Origin of the sequence: Bartonella sp. ML69XJBT, from assembly GCF_028618515.1 — a bacterium.
Lineage (GTDB): Bacteria > Pseudomonadota > Alphaproteobacteria > Rhizobiales > Rhizobiaceae > Bartonella.
The window spans coordinates 41,391-64,610 of sequence record NZ_JAQITB010000010.1 but is presented as its reverse complement, the minus strand read 5'-3'; the positions used below and the strand labels follow the sequence as shown (position 1 = coordinate 64,610).

Sequence of the window (23,220 nt, the reverse complement as noted above, 5' to 3'; positions counted from 1 at the left end):
ACAAGTGCGTCAATATTTTTTGGACTGTGAAAAAAAAGCAAAAGCAACAATCGATTATTCAAAACCAGAAACATTAGAAGAAATCTTAAGACATCTCAAACAACAAATTAAGCACAATGAAAATGTTATCACAACGGATGGAGTGAAGCATGTATAATCTTATGACAGTAGAAGAAAGAAATTTTAATAACCAAACTATTCCGACCATGTCTAGTCGTGAAATTGCTGAATTATGTGGTAAACAACACGCTCATATCATGCGTGATATTAGGCATATGTTAGGGGAATTATACCCTGAAGGGGGTCAATCCAAATTTGGATCCACCTATTTAGATAAACAGGGTAAGACCCAAAACTGTTACAACCTTCCCAAGCGTGAGTGCTTAATCCTTGTTTCTGGTTATAGCACCGCTTTGCGTGCAAAAATTATTGACCGTTGGCAAGAATTAGAAAAGCAAATAACACCAGCACAAATCGATTACTCGAGTCCACAAGCTATGATTGGCTTTTTGAATTACCTACAAGGACAAATTGATCAAAAAGACAGTATTATTGAAGACTTAACACCAAAAGCCATGGCTCTTGAAAGCTTGCAACGCGCAGATGGGCTCTTCGGTCTTACTGAAGCCGCTAAAGTTCTTGAGATACAACCAAAACAATTCATTCAATTTTTGCAGCAAAAAGGTTGGGTTTATCGACGCACTTTCGGGGCTCCTTTGTTACCTTACCAAGATAAAATCCAAAAAGGATTGATGGATTGCCCAACCCAAACCATTCAAACTTCAGAGGGCATAGAAAAAGTCGTACCTGCTGCAAAAATAACCACTAAAGGCATGGGGGTACTGTCTGAAGAGCTAAAAAGACAAAACATGCATTAAAAGGACAACTAAGATGACAAATTCCACTTTTTTAACAACCATAGCAAGTAAATATGGCTTCTCTCATGACGAGTTTCGAAAGACTATTATCAAAACTTGTATCAATCAGCACTTCTCTGATGAAGAATTCGCTGCTTTTATCTCTGTTGCTAATACTTATGGACTGAATCCTCTCACTAAAGAGATCTATGCTCTCCCTAAACGAGGCGGCGGCATTATACCGGTTGTCTCTATCGACGGGTGGATTAAGATCATTAAGTCTAATCCTCAATTTGATGGTATGACTTTTCAAGATCAACTCGATAAAGAGGGTAATCTCATTGCTATCAAATGTGCTATTCGTCTCAAAGACATTAAAGATCCTATCGAAGTCACCGAATATTTAAATGAATGCAAACAAAAAAGTGACACTTGGCAAAAATACCCTGCTCGTATGTTACGTCATAAAGCTACGATACAATGCGCTCGCTATGCTTTCGGGTTTTCTGGCATTTATGAAGAAGATGAAGCTAAACGTATTAATGACACCACACCTGTACAACTTGTTTCTTATGAGATGCTTGAACAAATCAAAGGGTTAATTAAAGAAACTGAAACAAATGAAGATAATCTTCTCTTTTACGCAAAGGTAGAAAACCTAACAGATCTGTCTTGTGAAAAAGCACAAGAGGTTTTAGAGCTGTTGGAAAAAAAGAAAAATATTCAAAGAGAAAGAGCTCTACAATATCTCCCACAACAAGAACAAACAGATACACCTACACAAGATGCCGAATATATTCATATCCAAGATCTTGAATATGCTCCAATGTCTCACGAACAACAAACGGCGGTGTGAAATGCAACAAAGAACAGCAGAATGGTTTCAAGCCCGTTTAGGTAAAGTCACCGCTTCAAATATTTATAACATACTTAGCAAAACAGCAAAGGGAACGCCTACAAGCAAATATGAAGATTACAAAATCAAACTCATGACAGAGCGTTTAACTGGAGAAATAAGTCAATCTTATATAACACCCGCTATGCAATGGGGTATTGAGCATGAAGAGGAGGCTCTCAAAGAATATGCTTTCATTTATGATACACAAATCACTCAATGTGGCTTTATTCAACACCCTACAATTCAAATGGCAGGGGCAAGCCCCGATGGACTGATTGATAAAGATGGCTTAATCGAAATCAAATGTCCTCAATCAAGCAACCATTTGCGCTTCTTTATGGATAATGAGATCAAACCGGAATATCTTGCACAAATGCAATTCCAAATGGCTTGTACGGGACGTAAATGGTGTGATTTTATCAGTTATGACCCACGTTTTACGGGCAATTCATCTCTCTTTCGTATGAAAATCAAACGCATCCACCGTGATGACAAACAAATTGAACAAATCAATCAAGCGGTTGAAAGCTTTTTAGCAGAAATAGAACAAGAGATACAAAGAATCTCAACAAAAGCCGCCTAATCGCTTATGGGGGTGCTTTTCTTATGCCTCCTAGCACCCCCGCCCTTTCATAATATAAAGAAGAAGGACCACTTAAATGAAAGAAGAAAAATTATTAGAATCAATAAAAAAAATAAGTTTGTTTGAACAAGCATTATTGTCAATGCGCTTGCAAAGGCTCGTCAATATACAAGACCTATCGATTTATCTTGGAATGTCTATGACCTCTATTAGAGAGCTTGTAAAAGCTGGTGTTTTTCCTAAACCAATACAAGAAGGACGATACTTAAAATGGGATATAGTTGAAATCGACCGATATATTGAAAGCAAAAAAGCCGAAAGAGACTCTACAGAATTACCATCACTATCGTAACAGTCAACACCCAGTCACAAAAGATGCCCATTGTTCTAAAAGAACACGGCGCTGTTCCAGAAAATCAGTCCTCATATAAGCTTTTGTGACTGAATTTCCTACTGAATGAGACAACGTAAATTCCGCAATTTCAAATGGTGTTGACGTTGTCTCTGCTATCCAATCACGAAGACTAGACCTGAAACCGTGTGGACGATAAGTAAGCCCTCTATCTTTCATAAATTTAGAAAGCGTCATATCAGAGATAGGCTGTCCAGAATTCCCAACAAACAAAAATCCATTCTTTTCGATTGCTTTTGCTTTTTCAATAATAGCAAGCGCTTCATCTGTAAGCGGTACACGAAAATCAAAAACCTTTCCAACTATTCCTTTCATATTTTCTTTTGGAATCGTCCAGATTGATTGATTGATTTCCTCCAACCGTATATGCCGAATTGGCATTGAACGAACACCAGTTAAAATTAGAAGTTTTAAGGCTAAATTTGAGACAAGTTCATCATTTAAAGATTGATAAAAATGAGGAACTTCTTTCCAGGGCATAGCCGGAATATTTTGAACATTTTGAATAAATTTTCCCAATAAAGCTTTTGCTTTTGGTACCAATTGCATATCTACATCTATACCGCGTGCCGCTGCATGTTTTATAGCAATATTTAAACGCGATAAAGCCTTGCTCGCTGTTTCGTTTTTTGTTTTCCAAATAGGTGATAAACACTCTTTTATATCAATCTGCGTCAATTCAGTAATTGCTATATCTCCAAGCTTTGGAAAAACATGCAATGTAAGAGGTGTTAACCACCTTGCGGCTGTTCCTTCATTTTTCAATTCGCTTTTTTTGGCTTCAAAGGCGCTTAAAACAATTTCTCGTAAAGAAATACTATCAACAGCCTGTCGTAACTTTTCATTTTTCCTTTTACGAATCGGGTCAATCCCTTGGTTTAAAAGATCACGGCAAGAGGTAGCCTTAAGTCTTGCTTCTTTCAAAGATACAACGCTACAAGAGCCTAACCCCATTTCACGACGTTTTTTATTGAAATCGAATCGAAAAACCCAACGTCCTTGATTCTGTGCTGTTTTAATAAGCCATAATCCAGCTCCATCTGCATATTTACCTTTAGGCAAATTTTTTACAGATAAAGCAGATAATCTATCACGTGTTCTTGTTTTCCTAGTCACTTTTCAAACCACCTTTTGAACCACCTTTTGAATTGCGCTTTCGGTGGATTCATCAGATATCAAAATCGTATGTAAAAAACAATTAAGGAAATAAAAACAATGACTTATAAATGAAATGAGATAAACAACGATATCAAGTGATATTGTAGAGAATCTGTAAATGGTGCGGATGGAGGGACTCGAACCCCCACGGTTTCCCGCCAGAACCTAAATCTGGTGCGTCTACCAATTTCGCCACATCCGCTCAAACTTACAAGCCAGTAACCTTATATAAGCGGCGTTTCTATACCATTAATTCAAGAAAAAAAGCAAATAAATATATTTAAAAATCTCAATACACATCATTCTTAATAAATTGCAGAAACAAAATCTACCCTTTTCATACAGAGTGACTTTCGCTAAAAGCAGGTTATGTTAAAGACATTCAATACTCCAATCCATGTTATCGGTGGTGGTCTTGCAGGCAGTGAAGCAAGTTGGCAAATCGCTCAATCAGGAATCCCCGTTATTTTGCATGAAATGCGGCCGCAAAAAAAAACTGCTGCCCATAAAACCGATCAGCTTGCCGAACTGGTCTGCTCAAATTCATTTCGTTCTGATGATTCCTCCACAAATGCTGTAGGGCTTCTTCATAGCGAAATGCGATTAGCAAAATCTCTGATTATGAAGGCTGCAGATGCCAATAAAGTACCAGCAGGAAGCGCTCTTGCCGTTGACCGTGATGAATTTTCAAAAAACGTTACGTCAGCACTCGAAAATCATCCTCTTATAACAATAGACCGTGAGGAAATTAAAGACTTTCCTGAAGATTGGCAGCATATTATTATTGCAACTGGCCCCCTTACCTCACCAGCACTGACGCGGGCAATACAAACCATAACCGGAGTAGAAGCGCTTTCTTTTTTTGACGCCATCGCACCCATTATCTATACTGATAGTATCGATTTGGATATTTGTTGGTATCAGTCACGCTATGATAAAATCGGACCTGAAGGAACAGGGAGGGACTACCTTAACTGCCCCCTTAATAAAGAGCAATATGAAGTATTCGTTGAAGCCTTAAACAATGCCGAAAAAACAGAATTCCGCGACTTTGAAAAAACACCCTATTTTGATGGATGTTTGCCGATTGAAGTTATGGCTGAACGTGGACTTGAAACTCTTAGACATGGCCCCATGAAGCCTATGGGATTAACCAATGCCCATAATCCCGCAGTTAAACCTTATGCTGTCGTCCAATTACGCCAAGATAACAAGCTTGGAACCCTTTATAATATGGTCGGCTTTCAAACAAAACTGAAATATAGTGAACAAATTCGCATTTTTAGAATGATCCCCGGTCTTGAAAAAGCAGAGTTTGCACGTCTTGGTGGCCTTCACCGTAATACTTATCTTAATTCACCTATCATTCTTGATCAAACCCTTCGCTTAAAACAAAGGCCACAGCTACGTTTTGCAGGGCAAATCACCGGATGTGAAGGTTATGTAGAATCATCTGCAATAGGGCTTCTTGCTGGGCGTTTTGCCGCTGCTGAATATCACCATAACAGCCCTTATCTGCCGCCATTAACCACAGCATTGGGAGCTCTTTTGAATCATATTACCGGTGGGCACATTGTAGCAGAAGAAACAGAAAGACAATCCTTTCAACCTATGAATATCAATTTTGGACTTTTTCCCCCTATCAATTCTATTAAGCACTTAGAAAAACGTTTGGTAGGCAAAGAAAAAAAATTAGCAAAAAAACAAGCACTCACTGCTAGAGCCTTAAATGATTGTACTCAATGGTTAGCAGAGAAAAAATAATCCCTTATTATAAAAATATACTCTTATGCTTCCAGCCTGTTAAAAAAACTGAGTGGACCTCGGATTCTCGTAGACAAATCATCCTAAAGTGCTTTTATGATACCCCTCTGCTGCAACGAATAAGCAACATGCTTCTTTTATTTAAACAATGTCAGAGTTTTTAAAGATATTTTTATATAAACGAAAACCTTTACTACCGTAAAAAACACAAAATATTTCAATCAGTTGAAGTCTATAACGACATGAAACATGCTACAGTTATAAACGATATCGAACATATAGATACTACGCAATAATGGCTTTTTGATCACTTTACTATACAAACACACTGTAACATACTCGCATAACAAAACGAAAATAATCCTTACAATTTACACAAATCTCCACAGCCAAATATTTTATTGAAAGTATGTAAAGAAAGATATTTTAGGCACATCATACTTTATGCCAAACTTTTAAAAAAGCCCTTCAAAAAGCGACATATTGATTTATAGAGATAATTCGTTGTTCTAGATACTGAATGAGAAAGCAAGATATCGTAAGATTCTCTCATTTCGGATTTGCTTATATTATATTAAATCAATCAAAACTCTTCACTTGCACATCACAAGCAAGATTTAGCGTGTCAATAAAAGCTCTTCCAAGATAAGGAATAAAATGCCTGTTATAAACACTCTCAAATGCAAAGGCTATCTGGGTGCAAATAAATACATTGATGGTGCCCATAAGTATAAATACGCTAGCCCCCCCAAGAGAACTTCACGTCATATCATTTACAAACGTCGTAAAATAAACATAAATGACTTAAAAGACATTTCTTTAAACACGCTCTCTAAAGCGGACACGCGATGTAATTCTTTACGTAAAAAGAAAGGACAAAAAAATTCTAAAGAAAACCTGCTTATAAATAAATCAGGTTCCCTTTAGTATCATTCAAATTATTTTTTATTAACAGCTTCTTTTAGGCTTTTTCCTGCAGAAAACTTAGGTACAGAACGTGCTGGAATATTAATTTCAGCACCAGTGGAAGGATTACGCCCCTTTGTCGCTGCACGATGAGAAACTTCAAAAGAACCAAAGCCCGGAATACGAACATCTCCCCCTGAAGCCAAAGCTTCGGTTACAGAAGCGATAAAAGCATCGATAACAGAACCTGCTTGTGCTTTTGAAACTCCTGCTTTTTCAGCAACTGAGCTAACCAATTCACTTTTATTCATAAAACATTTCCTTTCCCTATATTACCGGATGACACAACTTAACCGTGTCATCGATCAGTTTATTGAAAAGTACAGCAAACAGAAGCCTTATTTTTATCCAAAATATTGTTTTTTTAGCAATAATCACAGTTATTCACGGATTTTTTTACTTTTTTTCAAAATAAAGAGAAAAACACCCCCCAAATACCTTCTGCTGCTTTGAAAATACCGTTGTAAATGAGGTGAATGAATCAGTGTGCAATTTGTATTCCTTCACTCTCGCTCTCTGATCTAACGGGAACAGGTACTGTGGAAGGCTCTGTCCATTCAATAGGTTCAGGAAAACGGACTAAAGCATATTTCAAAACTTCACTCACATGATTTACTGGAATAATCTCCATATTATTTTTGACATCATCAGGAATATCAATCAAATCTTTGGCATTTTCTTCAGGAATAAGTACTTTTTTTATACCTCCTCGAAGAGCTGCGAGTAATTTTTCTTTCAATCCGCCAATCGGTAAAACACGCCCACGCAAAGTAATTTCACCAGTCATTGCAATATCTTTATGTACTGCTATCCCTGTGAGGACTGAAACAATTGCTGTGACCATTGCAATCCCAGCTGATGGACCATCCTTTGGTGTAGCACCCTCAGGAACATGAACATGGATATCGCGTTTATCAAAAAGTGGAGGTTCAATACCAAAATCAACTGCACGAAAACGCACATAAGATGCTGCTGCTGAAATTGATTCTTTCATGATATCACGCAAATTCCCCGTTACAGTCATCTTGCCTTTACCCGACATCATCACCCCTTCAATGGTTAATAGCTCTCCACCAACCTCTGTCCAAGCAAGCCCAGTAACAATACCAATCTGATTTTCTCCTTCAATCTGGTTATAGTGATAACGCTTAACACCCAAGAAATCATCAATATTATCTTCTGTAATCTTTACAGATTTTTGATGCGTTTTAAGAATTTTTGTAACGGATTTACGTGCTACCTTCATTAATTCACGCTCAAGATTACGAACCCCTGCTTCACGTGTATAAAACTGAATAATCGACTTTATTGCACCATCCGATACACTAAACTCTTTTTTAGATAAACAGTGATCTTTTAATGCTTTTGGTAAAAGATGCTGCTTAACAATCTCCATTTTTTCACATTCTGTATAGCCCGCAATACGGATAATTTCCATGCGATCCATTAACGGCCCTGGAATATTAAGTGTATTGGCAGTTGTTATAAACATGACGTCAGAAAGATCATATTCAACTTCCAAATAGTGATCAATAAATGTACCATTTTGTTCAGGATCAAGCACTTCTAACAAAGCTGACGAAGGATCCCCACGAAAATCCTGCCCCATTTTATCAATTTCATCAAGCAAGAAGAGTGGATTAGATTTTTTAGCTTTTTTCATAGACTGAATAATTTTCCCAGGCATAGAGCCAATATATGTCCGGCGATGTCCACGAATTTCTGCTTCATCCCGCACTCCTCCTAATGAAATACGAACATATTCACGCCCCGTTGCTTTTGCAATAGAGCGCGCTAGTGACGTTTTCCCTACACCTGGAGGACCTAGTAAACAAATAATGGGTCCTTTTATTTTTGATGCTCGGCTTTGCACTGCTAAATATTCAACAATGCGTTCTTTCACTTTTTCAAGACCAAAATGCTCATTATTCATAACCTTTTCAGCAAAGTCTAAATTATTCTTAATTTTTGACTTTTTACCCCAAGGCATTGCTAATAACCAATCAAGATAATTACGTACAACTGTTGCCTCCGCAGACATCGGAGACATATTGCGTAATTTTCTGAGTTCGGTCCCAGCTTTTTCGTGCGCTTCCTTAGAGAGTTTTGTCTTTTTGATGCGTTCTTCTAATTCAGAGAGTTCGTCTCGACTATCATCACCTGCTCCTAACTCTTTCTGAATAGCCTTCATCTGCTCATTGAGATAATACTCCCGTTGGTTTTTTTCCATTTGCCGTTTTACATGCGAACGAATACGCTTTTCAACCTGCAAAACAGAAATTTCCCCTTCCATAAAAGAAAGAACACGTTCAAGGCGGTCGCGCACAGGTAATAGCTCTAATATTTTTTGCTTTTCTGAAAGTTTTATCATCAAATGAGAGGCAATCGTATCAGCAAGCTTAGAAGGATTATCAATCTGGCCAATAGCATTGACAACTTCAGGAGAAATTTTTTTATTCAGTTTTACATAATTTTCAAAATACGCAATCACTGATCTTGAAAGAGCTTCAATCTCAACATCATTCTCTCTAGGCTCCTCTGTAACAGTTGCAAAGGCCTGATGATAATCTTCACTCAAAGCAAATTGACTAATTTTTGCACGTGCTGTTCCTTCAACCAAAACTTTTACCGTTCCATCAGGAAGTTTTAAAAGTTGAAGAATATTAGCAAAGGTACCAATATCATAAATATCTTCTGATTTTGGATCATCATCAGAAGCATTTTTTTGTGTAACCAATAGTATCGGTTTATCAACCGCCATCGTTTCTTCAAGAGCACGAATTGATTTTTCTCGGCCCACAAAAAGCGGAACAATCATATGTGGGAAGACAACAATATCACGAAGAGGCAAAACAGCGTAAAACCCTTCTCTTATTTCATCTGTCTTTTCATCAATATATTGCATAATTCTCCTTTCTGGAGCCTATGATCTATCCACTACACAAGCCCATCCTTTGAAAAACTTTAGCTTTCCACAATACATGAAGTAGTAACTGGGAACGTATAAATCAAGCATTATCACTACAATATCTAGAAACATCATCCTCAAATTGTGTTCATGACCACTTCTCATATCACACAACGTCATGCCGATACATTTTCTTTATCTTCTGCACACTCTGAATAAATATAAAGAGGACGTGCTTTCCCATCAACTACGTCACTCGAAATGAGCACTTTTTGAACACCTTCAAGAGCTGGCAACTCAAACATTGTCTCAAGAAGTATCTTCTCCATAATAGAACGTAAACCACGCGCACCGGTTTTACGGTCAATCGCCTTCTTCGCAATCATCCGTAACGCATCTTCATGAAATGCTAATTCAACATTTTCCATCTCAAAAAGACGTTGATATTGTTTCACCAACGCATTTTTAGGCTGTGATAAAATTTGAACAAGAGCGTTGACATCTAAATCTTCTAAGGTAGCAACAATAGGAAGACGACCAATAAATTCTGGTATTAAACCAAACTTTATAAGATCTTCAGGCTCTAAATCACGAAAAATCTCACCAACACAACGCTCATCAGGTGCTTTAACGGTAGCAGAAAAACCAATAGACGTTTTGTCACCACGTCCTGAAATAATCCGTTCCAGGCCAGCAAAAGCTCCTCCACAAATGAACAAAATATTTGTTGTATCCACTTGAAGAAACTCTTGTTGCGGATGCTTACGCCCACCTTGAGGAGGAACTGAAGCAATCGTTCCTTCCATAATTTTTAACAACGCCTGTTGAACACCTTCCCCCGAAACATCCCTTGTAATAGAAGGATTCTCAGCTTTACGAGAAATCTTATCGACTTCATCAATATAAACAATGCCACGCTGTGCACGTTCAACATTATAGTCTGCAGCTTGAAGAAGCTTTAGAATAATATTTTCAACATCTTCACCCACATAGCCTGCTTCAGTCAAAGTAGTAGCATCGGCCATGGTAAAAGGTACATCGATAATACGGGCTAATGTTTGTGCGAGATAAGTTTTACCACAGCCTGTTGGACCAACGAGGAGAATATTCGATTTTGCTAACTCAATATCATTGCTCTTAGACTGATGCGCAAGTCGCTTATAATGATTATGAACAGCAACAGAAAGAACACGCTTCGCATGTTGCTGACCAATAACGTAGTCATCAAGAACCTTTATAATCTCTTGTGGAGTAGGAACACCATCACGTGCCTTAATCCCAGAAGATTTATTTTCTTCACGAATGATATCCATACAAAGCTCTACACATTCATCACAAATGAATACTGTAGGCCCTGCGATGAGCTTACGCACCTCATGCTGACTTTTGCCGCAGAATGAGCAATAGAGAGTATTTTTTGATTCGTTCCCACTATTGCCAATTTTGCTCATTTTTCTTTCCTTTCACCACGATATATAAATACTTCGTTTTTTCAAAAGAAGTCTTTCATAAAGAAAATTATAAGACATATAAAAACCTGCGTGTCACAATATCTTTAAATGTTTTTTCTTATTTTCGCGATACTTTTACAAAGCTCTCTCTTTAAAGTAGTTCTTTTTTCTATAAAAACTCTTAATCTTTTTCATCTTTTTCGGTTTCTGCACGATATTGTATAACATCGTCAACTAAGCCAAATTGCTTGGCCTCTTCTGCTGTCATAAAATGATCACGATCAAGAGTTCTTTCAATAACCTCATAATCTTGGCCTGTATGCTGAACATAAATTTCATTTAAACGCCGTTTCATCTTTATAATATCTTGCGCATGTCGTTCAATATCTGAAGCCTGACCTTGAAAACCACCAGAGGGTTGATGCACCATAATCCGTGCATTGGGTAATGTAAAACGATGACCTTTTGCTCCAGCTGTTAAAAGTAACGACCCCATAGAGGCAGCTTGCCCCATACAAAGTGTAGAAACAGGAGGGCGAATAAACTGCATAGTATCATAAATTGCCATACCAGATGTTACGACGCCACCAGGCGAATTAATATAAAGACTAATTTCCTTCTTAGGATTTTCCGCTTCCAAAAAAAGTAATTGTGCACAAACAAGCATCGCCATACCATCTTCAACGGGACCATTAATAAAAATAATCCGCTCTTTTAAAAGACGGGAAAAAATATCATAGGCCCGCTCACCACGATTAGTTTGTTCAATAACCATAGGCACAAGGCTTAATGCTGTTTTCATTGGATCACTCATATTTTCACTTTCCGTTCATATAACAATCGCTCTTTACGCATTCAATATTTTCTCCATAGGCTAACATTACTCTGTTAAGCAAGCCATAATCAATGCTCTTCAAGAAAGATTAAAATCCTAGTGGTTAAAATAGCAATAATAACTCTAACTGAAAAATTCATCTGCATTAGGAATACGAGACACTGCCCAATGATAAAAACTCCCTTCTTGAGGCTTTTGAGTAGTCTTCATCTTTCTGTGAATATGAAACCCTATCACACGTGGATTTACAAGAGGTTCAACGCCAAAAGTTGGATCAAAGATATATTCAGTTTTTCTCCCTGTCCAATAATAAAAGGTTTCTTTTTCCTTTGCTTCATGAAAAAAACCATATCGTTTGGCTAATCGTGAAATCCCATCATTACCAAATATTGTCACTCCAAGATTTCCTGGCAAAATCGGCATTTTTTTCCTCTTCAACCAAAATGGTTTCCAAACACGACGTTTAAATCCAAGCCAATGCGGAACCATTTCTGTGCCTGCCCAATAATCTTCAAACTCTTTTATAATAGGGTTATAGGGAGGAAAATAAAGTGCAGAAACGCCTACTCTTACAGCATTTTCTCTGGCAAGCCAAACTTTATTCGCATCTGGATGAAATTGTTTCACGAGGTAAACGTCTGTATCTAACCAAACACCTTGCTGATATTTCATCAGCATAATACGAAAAAAATCCGAAAACTGAACAATTGTACACCCTGGTTTATCATCCGAAAAATTGGGATCAAGGCGATAAATTGCTGAGCGTGGTAGAATTGATTCTGCTGCACATAATTCAACACCAGCAGGGAGATTATCTATTTGTTTATCATAACTAAAAAGCTTAACGCGTTGCCCAGTTTTGACCATTGAAGACAAACAAAGTCTATCCACCAATCTCAATTGTCCTCTATACCAAAAAGTGCAAATATCCATAGGCAATAGATTAAAAATATTCTAAACTGACACGAAAGAGCTGTTCCACATCGCGAACACACTCAACAAGAGCAAAAATCACTATCCGATCACCAGATAAAATACGTGTTTCCGCTGAAAGCTGTATGATTGTCTTATTGCGATAAATAGCACCAATTCTCAAACCATTTGATAAATTTAATTCCGACAATGACTTACCAACCAATGAAGAGGTTTGCATTACTTCAGCCTCAATAATTTCTGCCTGTCCATTAAAAACTGAATGAACCGCACGAATACGACCACGACGCATTTGTTGTAAAACTCTCGATATGGTAACACTATGTGGATTAAGATAGGCATCCACACCAACTGCACGGCTAAACTCTTGGTAAGCAACATTATTGATCAACACCATATTGGCCTTGCATCCTAATCTTTTAGCAATAATAGCACTTAAAAGATTAACCTGATCCTGATTAGTTAATGTAATCATTAAATCGGCTTGTTCAATTTTCGCGTCTTGAAGAATCACAGGATCCAATACGTTACCATATAAAACCGTTGTTTTTTCAAGTTGATCCGCAATTGTAAGCGCTCTTTCTCTATCTGATTCTATAATTTTCAATCTTAATTTATGAAGACGCTTTTCAATAGCCTGAGCAACATAAAGACCAATGTGACCACCTCCTGCAATAATCATGCGATGAGTATCTTGTTCTTTATGACCAAAAAGACCAACCGCACGACGCATTTGATCACGAGCAACAACGATATAGGTTATATCGCCAACGCGCAATTGCGTCTCTGAATGCGCAATCAATAATTCTGCACCACGCTTAATAGCCGTTACTGTCGTGCGAAGATCTGGAAAAAGCTCCGTTAACTGACGCAAAGGCGTATTAATAACTGGACAATCTTCCATACATTCCAAAGCCAATGCAACAATATCATCATTACAAAAGTAAAGAACATCTATTGCACCAGGCAGAGCAATACGACGTAGAACCATTTCTCCAACTTCAACTTCGGGCGAAATAACCACATCAATGGGAATATTCTCTCTAGAAAAAAGTGTTTTATAGCGTGGTTCTAAATAAGATTGTGAACGGATACGCGCTATTTTCGTTGGAACATTAAATAAGGAATGTGCCACTTGGCAAGCAACCATATTCACCTCATCAAATAAAGTTACGGCAATCAACATATCTGCTTTGTCTGCATCAGCAGCCAAAAGAACCTCAGGTCGTGAGCCATGACCAACAAAACCTCTTACATCTAACGTATCGCGAATTTTTTCAATCAATCTTGTTTCAATATCAATAACAGTGACATCGTGATTTTCAGCAGCAAGACGCTCTGCTATTCCGTAACCAACCTGCCCTGCACCACAAATAATAACACGCATAACCTTACGAAACTCCAAGCGCTTTAAGTTTGCGGTGCAAAGCTGAACGCTCCATACCTATAAATTCAGCTGTACGTGATATATTTCCACCCAAACGCCCAATCTGCGCGACCAGATACCTCTTTTCAAACAATTCCCGTGCTTCACGCAATGGTAAATCCATTATACTCTCATCTGCATCCATTTGAATACGTGGCAAAGAATCACTCACTTCACTAGGAAGAAACTCCGCTGTTATTGGACCTTCACCATCACGTACAAGAATGAGAAGGCGCTCAATATTATTGCGTAATTGCCGCACATTACCTGGCCAAGCATGCGTTTGTAAAATAGCTATCACATCATCACTAATCTCACGCGGCTTAATCCCAACCTGCTGTGATATTGTTTTAACAAAATGACGCACAAGTTCTGGGATGTCTTCACGACGCGCTGCCAATGGTGGAACTGTAATAGGAACAACAGAAAGACGGTGAAAGAGATCCTCCCTAAAACGCCCATCTGATATGAGGTTTTCTAGATTTTGTGCCGTTGAAGAAATGATACGAACATCCACTCTAACACGTTTTGTGCCTCCAACCCTCTCAAATGTCTGCCCCGTTAAAACCCGAAGAATCTTCCCCTGAGTTTCACGTGGCATGTCCGCAATTTCATCAAGATATAATATTCCACCATGAGCTTCCTCTAAGGCACCAATTTTACGCTCTCCTCCCTCCATTTCACTGCCAAACAATTCTATTTCCATTCTTTCAGGAGTAATTGTTGCAGCATTTATGGTAACAAATGGACCATTCGAACGCGTTGAAAGTGCGTGAATAGCACGTGCAACCATCTCTTTTCCTGCACCTGAGGGACCAGTAATCATGATACGACTGTTGGTTGGTGCTACTTTTTCTATGATTTGGCGCAAATTTTTTACAACACTCGATGTTCCAAGAAGTTCTAATGTCTCATTCGAGCGTTTTCGTAATTCTAAAAGCTCACGTTTTAAACTTGAGTTTTCAAGAGTTCGTTCCGCAACCAAAACAAGCCGATCAGCTTTAAATGGTTTTTCAATGAAGTCATATGCTCCCCGTTTTATAGCAGAAACAGCTGTCTCAATATTACCATGACCTGAAATCATAACCACTGGAAGAGCAGGGTATCGCGTTTTAATTTCATCAAGCAGCGTTAAACCATCAAGACGACTTCCTTGCAACCAAATATCTAAAAAAATAAGCTTTGGAATACGCTCACTAATTTGTGCTAAAGCTTCATCAGAGTTACAAGCAACACGTGTTTCATAACCTTCATCATCCAAAATACCAGAAACAAGCTCACGAATATCTGCTTCATCATCAACAATTAAGATATCTGACACCATTCTATTCCCCTATCTTATCACTTGTAACTTGTGCAAGACTACCCTGCTTAGCCCCATATGAGGGAAACATCAAACGGATCATTGCACCACGACCTTCATAAAAACTCTTCGGCGCATCATGCAACTCCATAGAACCACCATGATCTTCAATAACTTTGCGCACAATAGCTAACCCAAGTCCTGTTCCCTTTTCCCGCGTTGTGATATAAGGTTCTAATAACTTTTGCCTTTGCTCTTTAGGAAGCCCTTTACCGTTATCAATAACATCCACAACCACACATCCTTTCTTACAATAAGAACGTATAAGAATATGACCGTGAATAATTTCCTCTCTTATAACCGAATCTATAGATTCGCTCGCATTTTTAATAACATTGCAAAAAGCCTGCACAATAAGACGATTATCAAATGCACCCACAAGTGGTGTACTTCCTAAATCTTGCTCAAAATGAATATCATGTCGCGTAACTTCTATCAAGAAACATGCTTCACGCAGCAATTCGCGTATATCTAAAACATTCATTTGCGGTTTGGGCATACGCGCAAAAGAAGAAAATTCATCAACCATACGCCCAATATCTCCAACTTGGCGAATAATCGTATCAATACATCGCTCAAAAACCTCTTTATCTTGTGTAATAACTTTGTTGTAACGTTTACGAATACGTTCAGCCGATAATTGAATCGGAGTAAGTGGATTTTTAATTTCGTGCGCAATACGACGTGCAATATCTGCCCACGCCGATGTCCGTTGTGCTGCAACAAGATCTGTAATATCATCAATGGTGAGAACCCAAGATTGCCCCTGTCCGTCGTCTTCTTCCATGGTAATTTGTACATTATAAACGCGTTCTTGTCCTGCCACACTTAAAGTTACTTGTTCACGATGATTCTTACGTTCTAGCGAACGTGCAAGTTGAAAAACCTGCCAAATTTCAGCACTTAATGATAAAAGGCTGTGGCCAATAACCTGCTCAGAACGAATGTCGAACATTGTTTCCATAGACCGATTGATAATTGTAATATCGCCATTATCATCAATACCAGCCACCCCTGCTGTTACACCAGACAAAACAGCTTCAGAAAAACGCCGTCTCTCATCGATTTGGTCGCGAACTGCAATCAACTCATTGCGCCGACTTTTCAATTCACTAACCATGTAATTAAACGTTTTTGATAACTGCCCAATATCCCCATCTTTTGCACGCACTGGTACAAAAACTTCCATATTCCCAGAAGCTACATCATCAGCAGCACTAATAAGAAGGCGTATAGGACGTACCAAACGATCAGCAACAGCAATTCCCGCCCAAATGGCTGATAAGAATAAACTAAAAAAAAGACACAGATAAAGCATACCAAATGCAATTTGTGTTAACAGGCGATTTTCATTTAAATCACGATAACGATCTGTATTGACTTCCGTCAAACGTAAAGCAGATAAAACTTCTTTATCAACATCGCGCACCAAATACAAAAATGTGTTTGGAATATTGGTAAATTTTAAAATAATACCAAAATAATCATGAACTCCTGGTTGAAAAGAAAAAGGTTTTGCACTCGTTGCACGCTCAATAAGATTGGAGGGCGGAATTGGGAGTTTATCTTCATCTCCAAGATTACTCGATATAAAAACAGTTCCGCTCGAACTTAACAAAAATGCACCACGTAGATTACGTCCTATAGCATGACGCGTTAATTGCATCCTATATTCAGCGGGATTACGCTCTAAAAGCTTTTTATTATCAAGGGCAAAGGCCATCGCATAGGATAAATTTTTCAAATTTTGTAGCATTTCATCCGCATATGCGTTCGCTAAATCGATAGAAGAACCAACAATTTGCCGTGTTGTCGTATCAAACCATCGATCAAGTCCTAGATTCAGTGCAGGACCAGATACAAGAGCTACAGCGACAGCTGGCATGGTTGCAACAAGTGCAAACAATGAAATAAGACGCACATGAAGACGAGAACCTGCACGCCTCGAGCGCCACGCACGAATGATAGGGATCATCTCATAAAAAACAATGATCACAAGCCCTAAAACCCAGACACTATTAATTCCTATAAGAATGAGAGTTACACCTCTACTGGGAACAACAGGCGTTAATCCAATAAGAATGATGAATGAAACAGACGCTGTGAGCAAAGCCAAGACAATAATTGTGATACCTAAAAAGATATACACCTTACTTAAGCGATACAACTCATCGTTATAAATATTATGATCTGCCTCTTGGAGATTCGTTATAGATGTTGTATTCATGATGCGCTTATATACCCTTATCCCATTGTTCTCATATAACCTCTTGTAACAAAAATTGACAAGTCCAGTACTGCATTTAAAATAGAGAGCCAATTTATCAAAGAGAAAAGAAACTTCTACATTTTCAAAATATCTTTAAAATAAAATGCGTCCGGTGATAGTTTACAGAGGAAATGAAATGCGGTTAACCAAACAAACAAATTATGCACTCCGAATGCTCATGTATTGTGCAGATAATCAAGGATCTCTCAGTCGTATTCCAGAAATTGCAAAAGCCTATGCTGTTTCTGAGCTTTTTTTATTTAAGATCCTTCAACCACTTGTTGAAGCAGGTTTTGTACAAACAGTGCGTGGACGCAATGGTGGTGTTAAATTGGCTAAACCCGCAGCAGAAATTTCAGTAGCTGATGTTGTAAAAGTAACAGAAGATAATTTTTCTATGGCAGAATGTTTTGATACGACAGAAACTCATTGTCCATTGATCGATTTTTGTGGTTTAAACACTGCCCTTCAAAAAGCATTAAACGCTTTTTTTGATGTATTGTCAGTCATATCTCTTGCGGATCTAAAACGTCCAACTTTTCAAAAACAATTTAAAACTGATGATCATAAAACAATAAACTAAAATCATAAAAAGGAGATTGAATATTTCTATTGCAGCAGTCATATTAGCCGCTGGACGCGGTAAAAGAGCAGGATCTCCACAAAAAATTCCAAAACAATACCGGTTTCTTGGACAAGAGCCGGTTATTTGTCATACTGTGCGTTGTTTTTTACAGCATCCAGCTATTACAACACTTATCCTCGTTATTCATCCTGAAGATCATCAAATCTGTGCACAAGCTATTGCTGATTTTAAAGAACAGCTCATCATCGTTGAAGGAGGTGCTACACGTCAGATATCCACCTTACGTGGGCTTTATGCACTTAAAAAATTAAAACCCCAATATGTGCATATTCATGATGGTGCACGCCCCTTTATCGAAAAACAACTCCTCGATAAAATCCATACCAACCTCACCCACCAAGAAGGTGTTCTTCCCGTTCTTGCTGTCTCTGATACCCTTAAACGTGTTAATAATGCACATTCTGTTGTAGAAACAATTCCACGCAGACATCTTTACAGTGCACAAACACCCCAATGTTTTCCCTTCAAAGACATCTTAACGGCCCATGAAAAAGCAAGACAAGCAGGAAAAAAAGAATTCACTGATGATTCTGCAATCGCCGAATGGTGTGGGATTCCTATGCGTACTGTTCCTGGTGATCCTCACAACATAAAAATTACATGGCACGAAGATTTTGATACTGCACATTTCTATCTCCAGAAAAAAATGCAAATATTCCCTGATATCCGGACTGGCAATGGCTATGATGTTCACGCATTCGAGGAAGGAACTTCTCTTGTATTATGCGGCGTAAAAATTCCTTTTCATAAAAAATTAAATGGGCACTCCGATGCTGATGTCGCTCTTCATGCATTAACAGATGCTCTTCTTGCAACGCAAGGAGCAGGAGATATCGGTACCTATTTTCCCCCCTCTGATCCTCAATGGAAAGGAGCATCTTCAGAAATTTTTCTCTGTCATGCTCTTGATATTGTGAAACAAGCAAGTGGTCGTATTGCTAATGTTGATATCACTTTGATTGCCGAAGAACCTAAAATTGGCCCCTATCGTCATGCAATGGTAGAAAATCTTATGAATATGCTCACAATTTCATCAGATCGAATCTCTATCAAAGCAACAACAAATGAAAAGCTCGGATTTATTGGTCGCGGTGAAGGCATTGCTGCTTTTGTAACAGTGAGCGTCCTTTATCCAGGAGAAGTTCCAAAATGACATATTTTTGTGAAAAACAAGCATATGAAGTTCTTGTAGCTTGTCGCCAAAAAGGTTTGCGTTTAGCAACTGTCGAGTCTTGCACTGGAGGGCTCATTGCTGCAAATCTTACCAATATTGCAGGATCATCCGATGTACTCGATTGTGGATTCGTTGTTTATTCAAATGAAGCAAAAACACGCCTTGTTGGCGTGTGTGCTCAACTTATAAAAAACTATGGTGCCGTTTCAAAAGAAGTTGCTCTTGCAATGGCAGAGGGTGGATTAAAACATTCATACGCTGGAATTGCCGTTGCTGTAACAGGAATTGCAGGACCAGGAGGAGCATCTCTCGATAAACCTGTGGGGCTTGTGCATTTGGCTGTTGCTTACAAAAATCACAAAACCCTACACAGAGAAATGCGCTTTGGTAAGCTTGATCGCAAGGCTATTCGTTATGCAACCGTTGAAAATGCTTTGAAAATGATTTTGAAATCTCTCCAATGAAGCTTTCTCTATCTGATTTCCAGATTTTATATTACCGCGACTATTGTATATAACTTACAATAGCTGTCATACAAAAATGCCAACTCAATACATCATGTGACAGGAGGTCCATAGATTTGATGCGCACGCATTTCAAAAGCATCGGTAAATTTGTGAAAAGCAATATCAAACATTGAGCCCATTATCAGCTTAAGCATTTTGCTTTTAAATTCATAATCAATAAAAAATTCTACATTACACGAATTGCTATTCTCAATAGCATGAAAAGCCCAACGATTTTCAAGATATTTGAATGGACCATCAATATATTTAACCTCTATGAGATTTTTCTTCGGTTGAAGAAATACTTGGGTCGTGAAAATTTCTCGAATAACCTTATAACCAACGATCATGTCAGCAAGAAGCAATGTCTTTTCTTCACATTCTTTGCGAGAGCGAACTATTAAAGCCTCACACATCGGTAAAAATTCAGGATAACGTTCAATATCTGAAACAAGATTAAACATCTCACTCGCACTATGGGCAATCTGCCGATGTGTTGTAAAAGTTGGCATAACTATCTCTGTAAGACAAATTTTTCATCACGCGCCTTTTGCAAAATCGCAAAATCATCGCCCGCATGATGCGATGAACGGGTCAGAGGATTAGAAGCCATATGTAAAAAACCCTTAACTTTACCAATTTTGGCAAAAGACTCAAATTCTTCAGGAGTCACAAAACGAATAACCGGATGATGCTTTCGTGTAGGCTGCAAATATTGCCCAATTGTCATAAAGTCAACATCTGCAGAGCGTAAATCATCCATCAATTGAAGAATTTCATTTCGCTCCTCCCCAAGTCCAACCATAATTCCTGATTTTGTGAAGATTGTCGGGTCAAGTTCTTTTACGCGTTGTAAGAGACGAATCGAATGAAAATAACGTGCTCCTGGGCGAACCTTTAAATATTTAGAAGGAACCGTTTCTAAATTATGATTAAAAACATCAGGTTTAGCAGCAACAACAATTTCCAAAGCTCCATCCTTATGGCGAAAATCAGGTGTGAGGACTTCAATTGTTGTCTTAGGAGCTTTTCGACGAATCGCATAAATTACTTTCGCAAAATGCTCAGCACCACCATCAGCAAGATCATCACGATCAACCGATGTAATAACAACGTGTTTTAATTCCATCCGTGCAACAGCATCTGCTACACGTTCTGGCTCGTTCTCATCAACAGTAAGTGGAATACCTGTTGCAACATTGCAAAACGCACATGCCCGTGTACATATTTCACCCAAAATCATAAAGCTGGCATGACGCTGGCTCCAACATTCCCCAATATTTGGACAACCTGCTTCTTCACATACGGTTACTAATTTATGAGCACGGACAATACCATGCGTTTCCTTATAGATCTGTGACGTTGGCGCTTTTACACGAATCCAATCCGGTTTTTTTTGAATGTTTGTATCCGGACGATGTGCCTTCTCAGGATGACGCAAACGTCTATTCGTAACTCTATCAACAACCGTAACCATTTAAGCCTTTGCCTTATCAATATGGAGTGCCAATGAGCAAATTAAACACCAAATTTTTCATTGGCTCTCCAGTCGTCAAGCATTTAAAACTTGACCATAAGCATCCAATACACTTTCTTTCATCATTTCCGATAATGTCGGATGCGGAAAGACAGTATGCATCAATTCTTCCTCGGTTGTTTCCAGATTCATGGCAATAACAAAACCTTGTATCAGTTCTGTTACCTCCGCCCCTACCATATGGGCACCAAGAAGCTGTCCCGTTTTTTTATCAAAAATAGTTTTCACTAAGCCTTGATCTTCACCCAAAGCAATCGCTTTACCATTCGCTGAAAAGGAATAACGACCAACTCGTATATCATAACCTGCTTCTTTTGCTGCCGCCTCCGAAAGCCCTACGGATGCAACTTGCGGTGTACAATAAGTACAGCCTGGAATTTTTCTCTTATCAAGCGGATGAACATTCTCCAAACCTGCAAGACGTTCAATGCATATCACACCTTCTTCTTCTGCTTTATGTGCTAACATAGGTGGACCAGCGACATCACCAATGGCATAGATACCCTCGACACCTGTCCAACTCCATTCATCAGTTACAATGCATCCACGATCCGTTTTTATGCCTAATATTTCCAGCCCCAAATTTTCAATATTACCCTGAACTCCAACAGCTGAAATCAATCGATCCGCTGTGACCATTTCTGTCTTACCTTTCACATCAATATGTGCAATGAGAGAATCGGCAACTTTTTCAACCTTTGTTACTTTTGCTTGGCTAAGAATACGGATACCTTTTCTCTCTAACTGTTTACGAGCAAATGCAGAGATTTCGATATCTTCAGCCGGCATGATGTTAGGCATCATTTCAACAACAGTGACCTCGGCTCCCATATCATGATAAAAAGAAGCAAATTCAATGCCAATTGCCCCAGATCCCATGACCAAAAGTGATTTCGGTATTGCATGGGGAATCATCGCTTCAAAATAAGTCCAAATGCGCTTTCCATCTGGTTCAATACCAGGAAGCACCCGAGGACGTGCACCCGTTGCGATAATGATGTGTTTTGCTTGATAAGTCCCTTCTCCTAATGTTCCTTTAGGTACTGGATTTTGCGGTTGCATAATCGGTTTGGATGATGCAGAAACCACGATTTCTGCAAGCTGGCTTGCCTTTGCGGCCTTTGTAAATTTTGCTTCACCCCAAATAATATCGATTTTGTTTTTCTTCATTAAAAAACCAACACCAGCATTTAAACGCCCTGAAACGGCGCGTGACCGTGCAACAACATCTTTTATATTTGCTTCAATGGAACCGTTAAGATTTAAACCATAATTTTTTGACTGCTCAGCAAAATGTTTTATTTCTGCTGAACGCAAAAGCGCCTTTGTTGGAATACATCCCCAGTTTAAGCAAATTCCACCTAGATGTTCACGTTCAACAATCGCAGTCTTGAAGCCACATTGTGCCGCACGAATTGCGGTTACATATCCACCGGGTCCAGATCCAATCACAATTACATCATAAAGATTCGCCACAGTAATCCCTCCATGGATATACACAAAACAGATACACACTCTTTGAGCTTAAAACTAA

The 23,220-nt window shown here is 38.6% G+C and carries 20 protein-coding genes and 1 tRNA gene; 8 read left to right on the top strand and 13 right to left on the bottom strand.

Going from position 1 to position 23,220, the window contains the following annotated elements; all coding sequences use genetic code 11:
* Positions 1–149 precede the first annotated feature (149 nt).
* The 4 genes from PVV68_RS05005 (at position 150) to PVV68_RS04990 (ending at position 2,690) form a co-directional block, all read left to right on the top strand.
* Complete coding sequence (locus PVV68_RS05005; RefSeq protein WP_273782702.1) at positions 150–878, top strand: Rha family transcriptional regulator; 729 nt, start codon at positions 150–152, stop codon at positions 876–878.
* Between the two features lie 13 nt (positions 879–891).
* Complete coding sequence (gene bet / locus PVV68_RS05000; protein ID WP_273782700.1) at positions 892–1,713, top strand: phage recombination protein Bet; 822 nt, start codon at positions 892–894, stop codon at positions 1,711–1,713.
* A gap of 1 nt (position 1,714) precedes the next feature.
* Positions 1,715–2,338, top strand: coding sequence for a lambda exonuclease family protein (locus PVV68_RS04995; RefSeq protein ID WP_273782699.1), 624 nt, complete (start codon positions 1,715–1,717; stop codon positions 2,336–2,338).
* A 76-nt stretch (positions 2,339–2,414) separates the two neighbouring features.
* Positions 2,415–2,690 (top strand): AlpA family transcriptional regulator, encoded by a 276-nt coding sequence (locus PVV68_RS04990; RefSeq protein WP_273782698.1) that lies wholly within the window; start codon positions 2,415–2,417, stop codon positions 2,688–2,690.
* 3 nt (positions 2,691–2,693) lie between these two features.
* Here the strand turns inward: PVV68_RS04990 and PVV68_RS04985 are convergent, their stop codons facing one another.
* Both PVV68_RS04985 and PVV68_RS04980 read right to left on the bottom strand, forming a co-directional pair.
* On the bottom strand, positions 2,694–3,866 hold the full coding sequence (locus tag PVV68_RS04985; protein ID WP_273782697.1) for a site-specific integrase: 1,173 nt from the start codon (positions 3,864–3,866) through the stop codon (positions 2,694–2,696).
* 161 nt (positions 3,867–4,027) lie between these two features.
* Positions 4,028–4,110, bottom strand: a tRNA-Leu gene (locus tag PVV68_RS04980).
* A gap of 167 nt (positions 4,111–4,277) precedes the next feature.
* On the opposite strand from PVV68_RS04980, the gene trmFO reads away from it, so the two are divergent.
* Positions 4,278–5,672, top strand: a complete 1,395-nt coding sequence (gene trmFO, locus PVV68_RS04975; RefSeq protein WP_273782695.1) for a methylenetetrahydrofolate--tRNA-(uracil(54)-C(5))-methyltransferase (FADH(2)-oxidizing) TrmFO — start codon at positions 4,278–4,280, stop codon at positions 5,670–5,672.
* A gap of 938 nt (positions 5,673–6,610) precedes the next feature.
* On the opposite strand, the gene PVV68_RS04970 is transcribed toward trmFO, so the two are convergent.
* The 8 genes from PVV68_RS04970 to PVV68_RS04935 all read right to left on the bottom strand — a co-directional run bounded on the left by PVV68_RS04970 (position 6,611) and on the right by PVV68_RS04935 (position 17,781).
* Positions 6,611–6,889 (bottom strand): HU family DNA-binding protein, encoded by a 279-nt coding sequence (locus PVV68_RS04970; RefSeq protein ID WP_273720842.1) that lies wholly within the window; start codon positions 6,887–6,889, stop codon positions 6,611–6,613.
* Positions 6,890–7,119: 230 nt separating this feature from the next.
* Positions 7,120–9,543: an endopeptidase La gene (gene lon / locus PVV68_RS04965; protein ID WP_273720841.1), complete on the bottom strand. Its 2,424-nt coding sequence runs from the start codon at positions 9,541–9,543 to the stop codon at positions 7,120–7,122.
* A 179-nt stretch (positions 9,544–9,722) separates the two neighbouring features.
* Positions 9,723–10,997 carry an ATP-dependent Clp protease ATP-binding subunit ClpX gene (gene clpX / locus PVV68_RS04960; RefSeq protein WP_273720840.1) on the bottom strand — a complete coding sequence of 425 codons (1,275 nt, stop codon included), beginning with the start codon at positions 10,995–10,997 and terminating at the stop codon, positions 9,723–9,725.
* A gap of 181 nt (positions 10,998–11,178) precedes the next feature.
* Complete coding sequence (gene clpP, locus PVV68_RS04955) at positions 11,179–11,811, bottom strand: ATP-dependent Clp endopeptidase proteolytic subunit ClpP (protein WP_273720839.1); 633 nt, start codon at positions 11,809–11,811, stop codon at positions 11,179–11,181.
* Between the two features lie 144 nt (positions 11,812–11,955).
* On the bottom strand, positions 11,956–12,765 hold the full coding sequence (locus tag PVV68_RS04950; protein ID WP_273720838.1) for a hypothetical protein: 810 nt from the start codon (positions 12,763–12,765) through the stop codon (positions 11,956–11,958).
* A gap of 10 nt (positions 12,766–12,775) precedes the next feature.
* Positions 12,776–14,152 carry a Trk system potassium transporter TrkA gene (gene trkA / locus PVV68_RS04945; protein ID WP_273720837.1) on the bottom strand — a complete coding sequence of 459 codons (1,377 nt, stop codon included), beginning with the start codon at positions 14,150–14,152 and terminating at the stop codon, positions 12,776–12,778.
* Positions 14,153–14,156: 4 nt separating this feature from the next.
* Positions 14,157–15,515: a sigma-54 dependent transcriptional regulator gene (locus PVV68_RS04940; protein ID WP_273720836.1), complete on the bottom strand. Its 1,359-nt coding sequence runs from the start codon at positions 15,513–15,515 to the stop codon at positions 14,157–14,159.
* A 1-nt stretch (position 15,516) separates the two neighbouring features.
* Positions 15,517–17,781, bottom strand: coding sequence for a PAS domain-containing sensor histidine kinase (locus PVV68_RS04935; RefSeq protein WP_273720835.1), 2,265 nt, complete (start codon positions 17,779–17,781; stop codon positions 15,517–15,519).
* A 178-nt stretch (positions 17,782–17,959) separates the two neighbouring features.
* On the opposite strand from PVV68_RS04935, the gene rirA reads away from it, so the two are divergent.
* From rirA to PVV68_RS04920, 3 genes are read left to right on the top strand one after another with little or no spacing between them, the layout of a single operon-like run.
* Positions 17,960–18,406 carry an iron-responsive transcriptional regulator RirA gene (gene rirA, locus PVV68_RS04930; RefSeq protein ID WP_273720834.1) on the top strand — a complete coding sequence of 149 codons (447 nt, stop codon included), beginning with the start codon at positions 17,960–17,962 and terminating at the stop codon, positions 18,404–18,406.
* A 16-nt stretch (positions 18,407–18,422) separates the two neighbouring features.
* A complete protein-coding gene (locus tag PVV68_RS04925; protein ID WP_273720833.1) occupies positions 18,423–19,622 on the top strand; it encodes a bifunctional 2-C-methyl-D-erythritol 4-phosphate cytidylyltransferase/2-C-methyl-D-erythritol 2,4-cyclodiphosphate synthase in 1,200 nt (399 codons plus the stop codon).
* Complete coding sequence (locus PVV68_RS04920) at positions 19,619–20,107, top strand: CinA family protein (protein WP_273720832.1); 489 nt, start codon at positions 19,619–19,621, stop codon at positions 20,105–20,107. Before PVV68_RS04925 ends, PVV68_RS04920 begins: the two co-directional genes overlap by 4 nt.
* 92 nt (positions 20,108–20,199) lie before the next feature.
* Here the strand turns inward: PVV68_RS04920 and PVV68_RS04915 are convergent, their stop codons facing one another.
* The 3 genes from PVV68_RS04915 to lpdA form a co-directional block, all read right to left on the bottom strand.
* Complete coding sequence (locus tag PVV68_RS04915; RefSeq protein ID WP_273720831.1) at positions 20,200–20,661, bottom strand: type II toxin-antitoxin system RatA family toxin; 462 nt, start codon at positions 20,659–20,661, stop codon at positions 20,200–20,202.
* A gap of 2 nt (positions 20,662–20,663) precedes the next feature.
* The gene (gene lipA / locus PVV68_RS04910) at positions 20,664–21,626 is read right to left on the bottom strand and encodes a lipoyl synthase (protein ID WP_273720830.1); all 963 of its coding nucleotides are present in this window, start codon (positions 21,624–21,626) and stop codon (positions 20,664–20,666) included.
* Between the two features lie 75 nt (positions 21,627–21,701).
* Complete coding sequence (gene lpdA, locus PVV68_RS04905; protein ID WP_273720829.1) at positions 21,702–23,162, bottom strand: dihydrolipoyl dehydrogenase; 1,461 nt, start codon at positions 23,160–23,162, stop codon at positions 21,702–21,704.
* Positions 23,163–23,220 lie beyond the last annotated feature (58 nt).

Bases quoted from the DNA above. Each gene is read 5' to 3' on its own strand.
- trmFO (WP_273782695.1), top strand. From the start codon at position 4,278: ATGTTAAAGACATTCAATACTCCAATCCATGTTATCGGTGGTGGTCTT.
- PVV68_RS04935 (WP_273720835.1), bottom strand. From the start codon at position 17,781: ATGAATACAACATCTATAACGAATCTCCAAGAGGCAGATCATAATATT.
- PVV68_RS04950 (WP_273720838.1), bottom strand. From the start codon at position 12,765: ATGGATATTTGCACTTTTTGGTATAGAGGACAATTGAGATTGGTGGAT.
- PVV68_RS04940 (WP_273720836.1), bottom strand. From the start codon at position 15,515: ATGGTGTCAGATATCTTAATTGTTGATGATGAAGCAGATATTCGTGAG.
- PVV68_RS04915 (WP_273720831.1), bottom strand. From the start codon at position 20,661: ATGCCAACTTTTACAACACATCGGCAGATTGCCCATAGTGCGAGTGAG.
- PVV68_RS05005 (WP_273782702.1), top strand. From the start codon at position 150: ATGTATAATCTTATGACAGTAGAAGAAAGAAATTTTAATAACCAAACT.
- PVV68_RS04970 (WP_273720842.1), bottom strand. From the start codon at position 6,889: ATGAATAAAAGTGAATTGGTTAGCTCAGTTGCTGAAAAAGCAGGAGTT.
- bet (WP_273782700.1), top strand. From the start codon at position 892: ATGACAAATTCCACTTTTTTAACAACCATAGCAAGTAAATATGGCTTC.
- PVV68_RS04920 (WP_273720832.1), top strand. From the start codon at position 19,619: ATGACATATTTTTGTGAAAAACAAGCATATGAAGTTCTTGTAGCTTGT.
- rirA (WP_273720834.1), top strand. From the start codon at position 17,960: ATGCGGTTAACCAAACAAACAAATTATGCACTCCGAATGCTCATGTAT.
- clpX (WP_273720840.1), bottom strand. From the start codon at position 10,997: ATGAGCAAAATTGGCAATAGTGGGAACGAATCAAAAAATACTCTCTAT.
- lon (WP_273720841.1), bottom strand. From the start codon at position 9,543: ATGCAATATATTGATGAAAAGACAGATGAAATAAGAGAAGGGTTTTAC.
- PVV68_RS04990 (WP_273782698.1), top strand. From the start codon at position 2,415: ATGAAAGAAGAAAAATTATTAGAATCAATAAAAAAAATAAGTTTGTTT.
- lipA (WP_273720830.1), bottom strand. From the start codon at position 21,626: ATGGTTACGGTTGTTGATAGAGTTACGAATAGACGTTTGCGTCATCCT.
- PVV68_RS04995 (WP_273782699.1), top strand. From the start codon at position 1,715: ATGCAACAAAGAACAGCAGAATGGTTTCAAGCCCGTTTAGGTAAAGTC.
- clpP (WP_273720839.1), bottom strand. From the start codon at position 11,811: ATGAGTGATCCAATGAAAACAGCATTAAGCCTTGTGCCTATGGTTATT.
- trkA (WP_273720837.1), bottom strand. From the start codon at position 14,152: ATGCGTGTTATTATTTGTGGTGCAGGGCAGGTTGGTTACGGAATAGCA.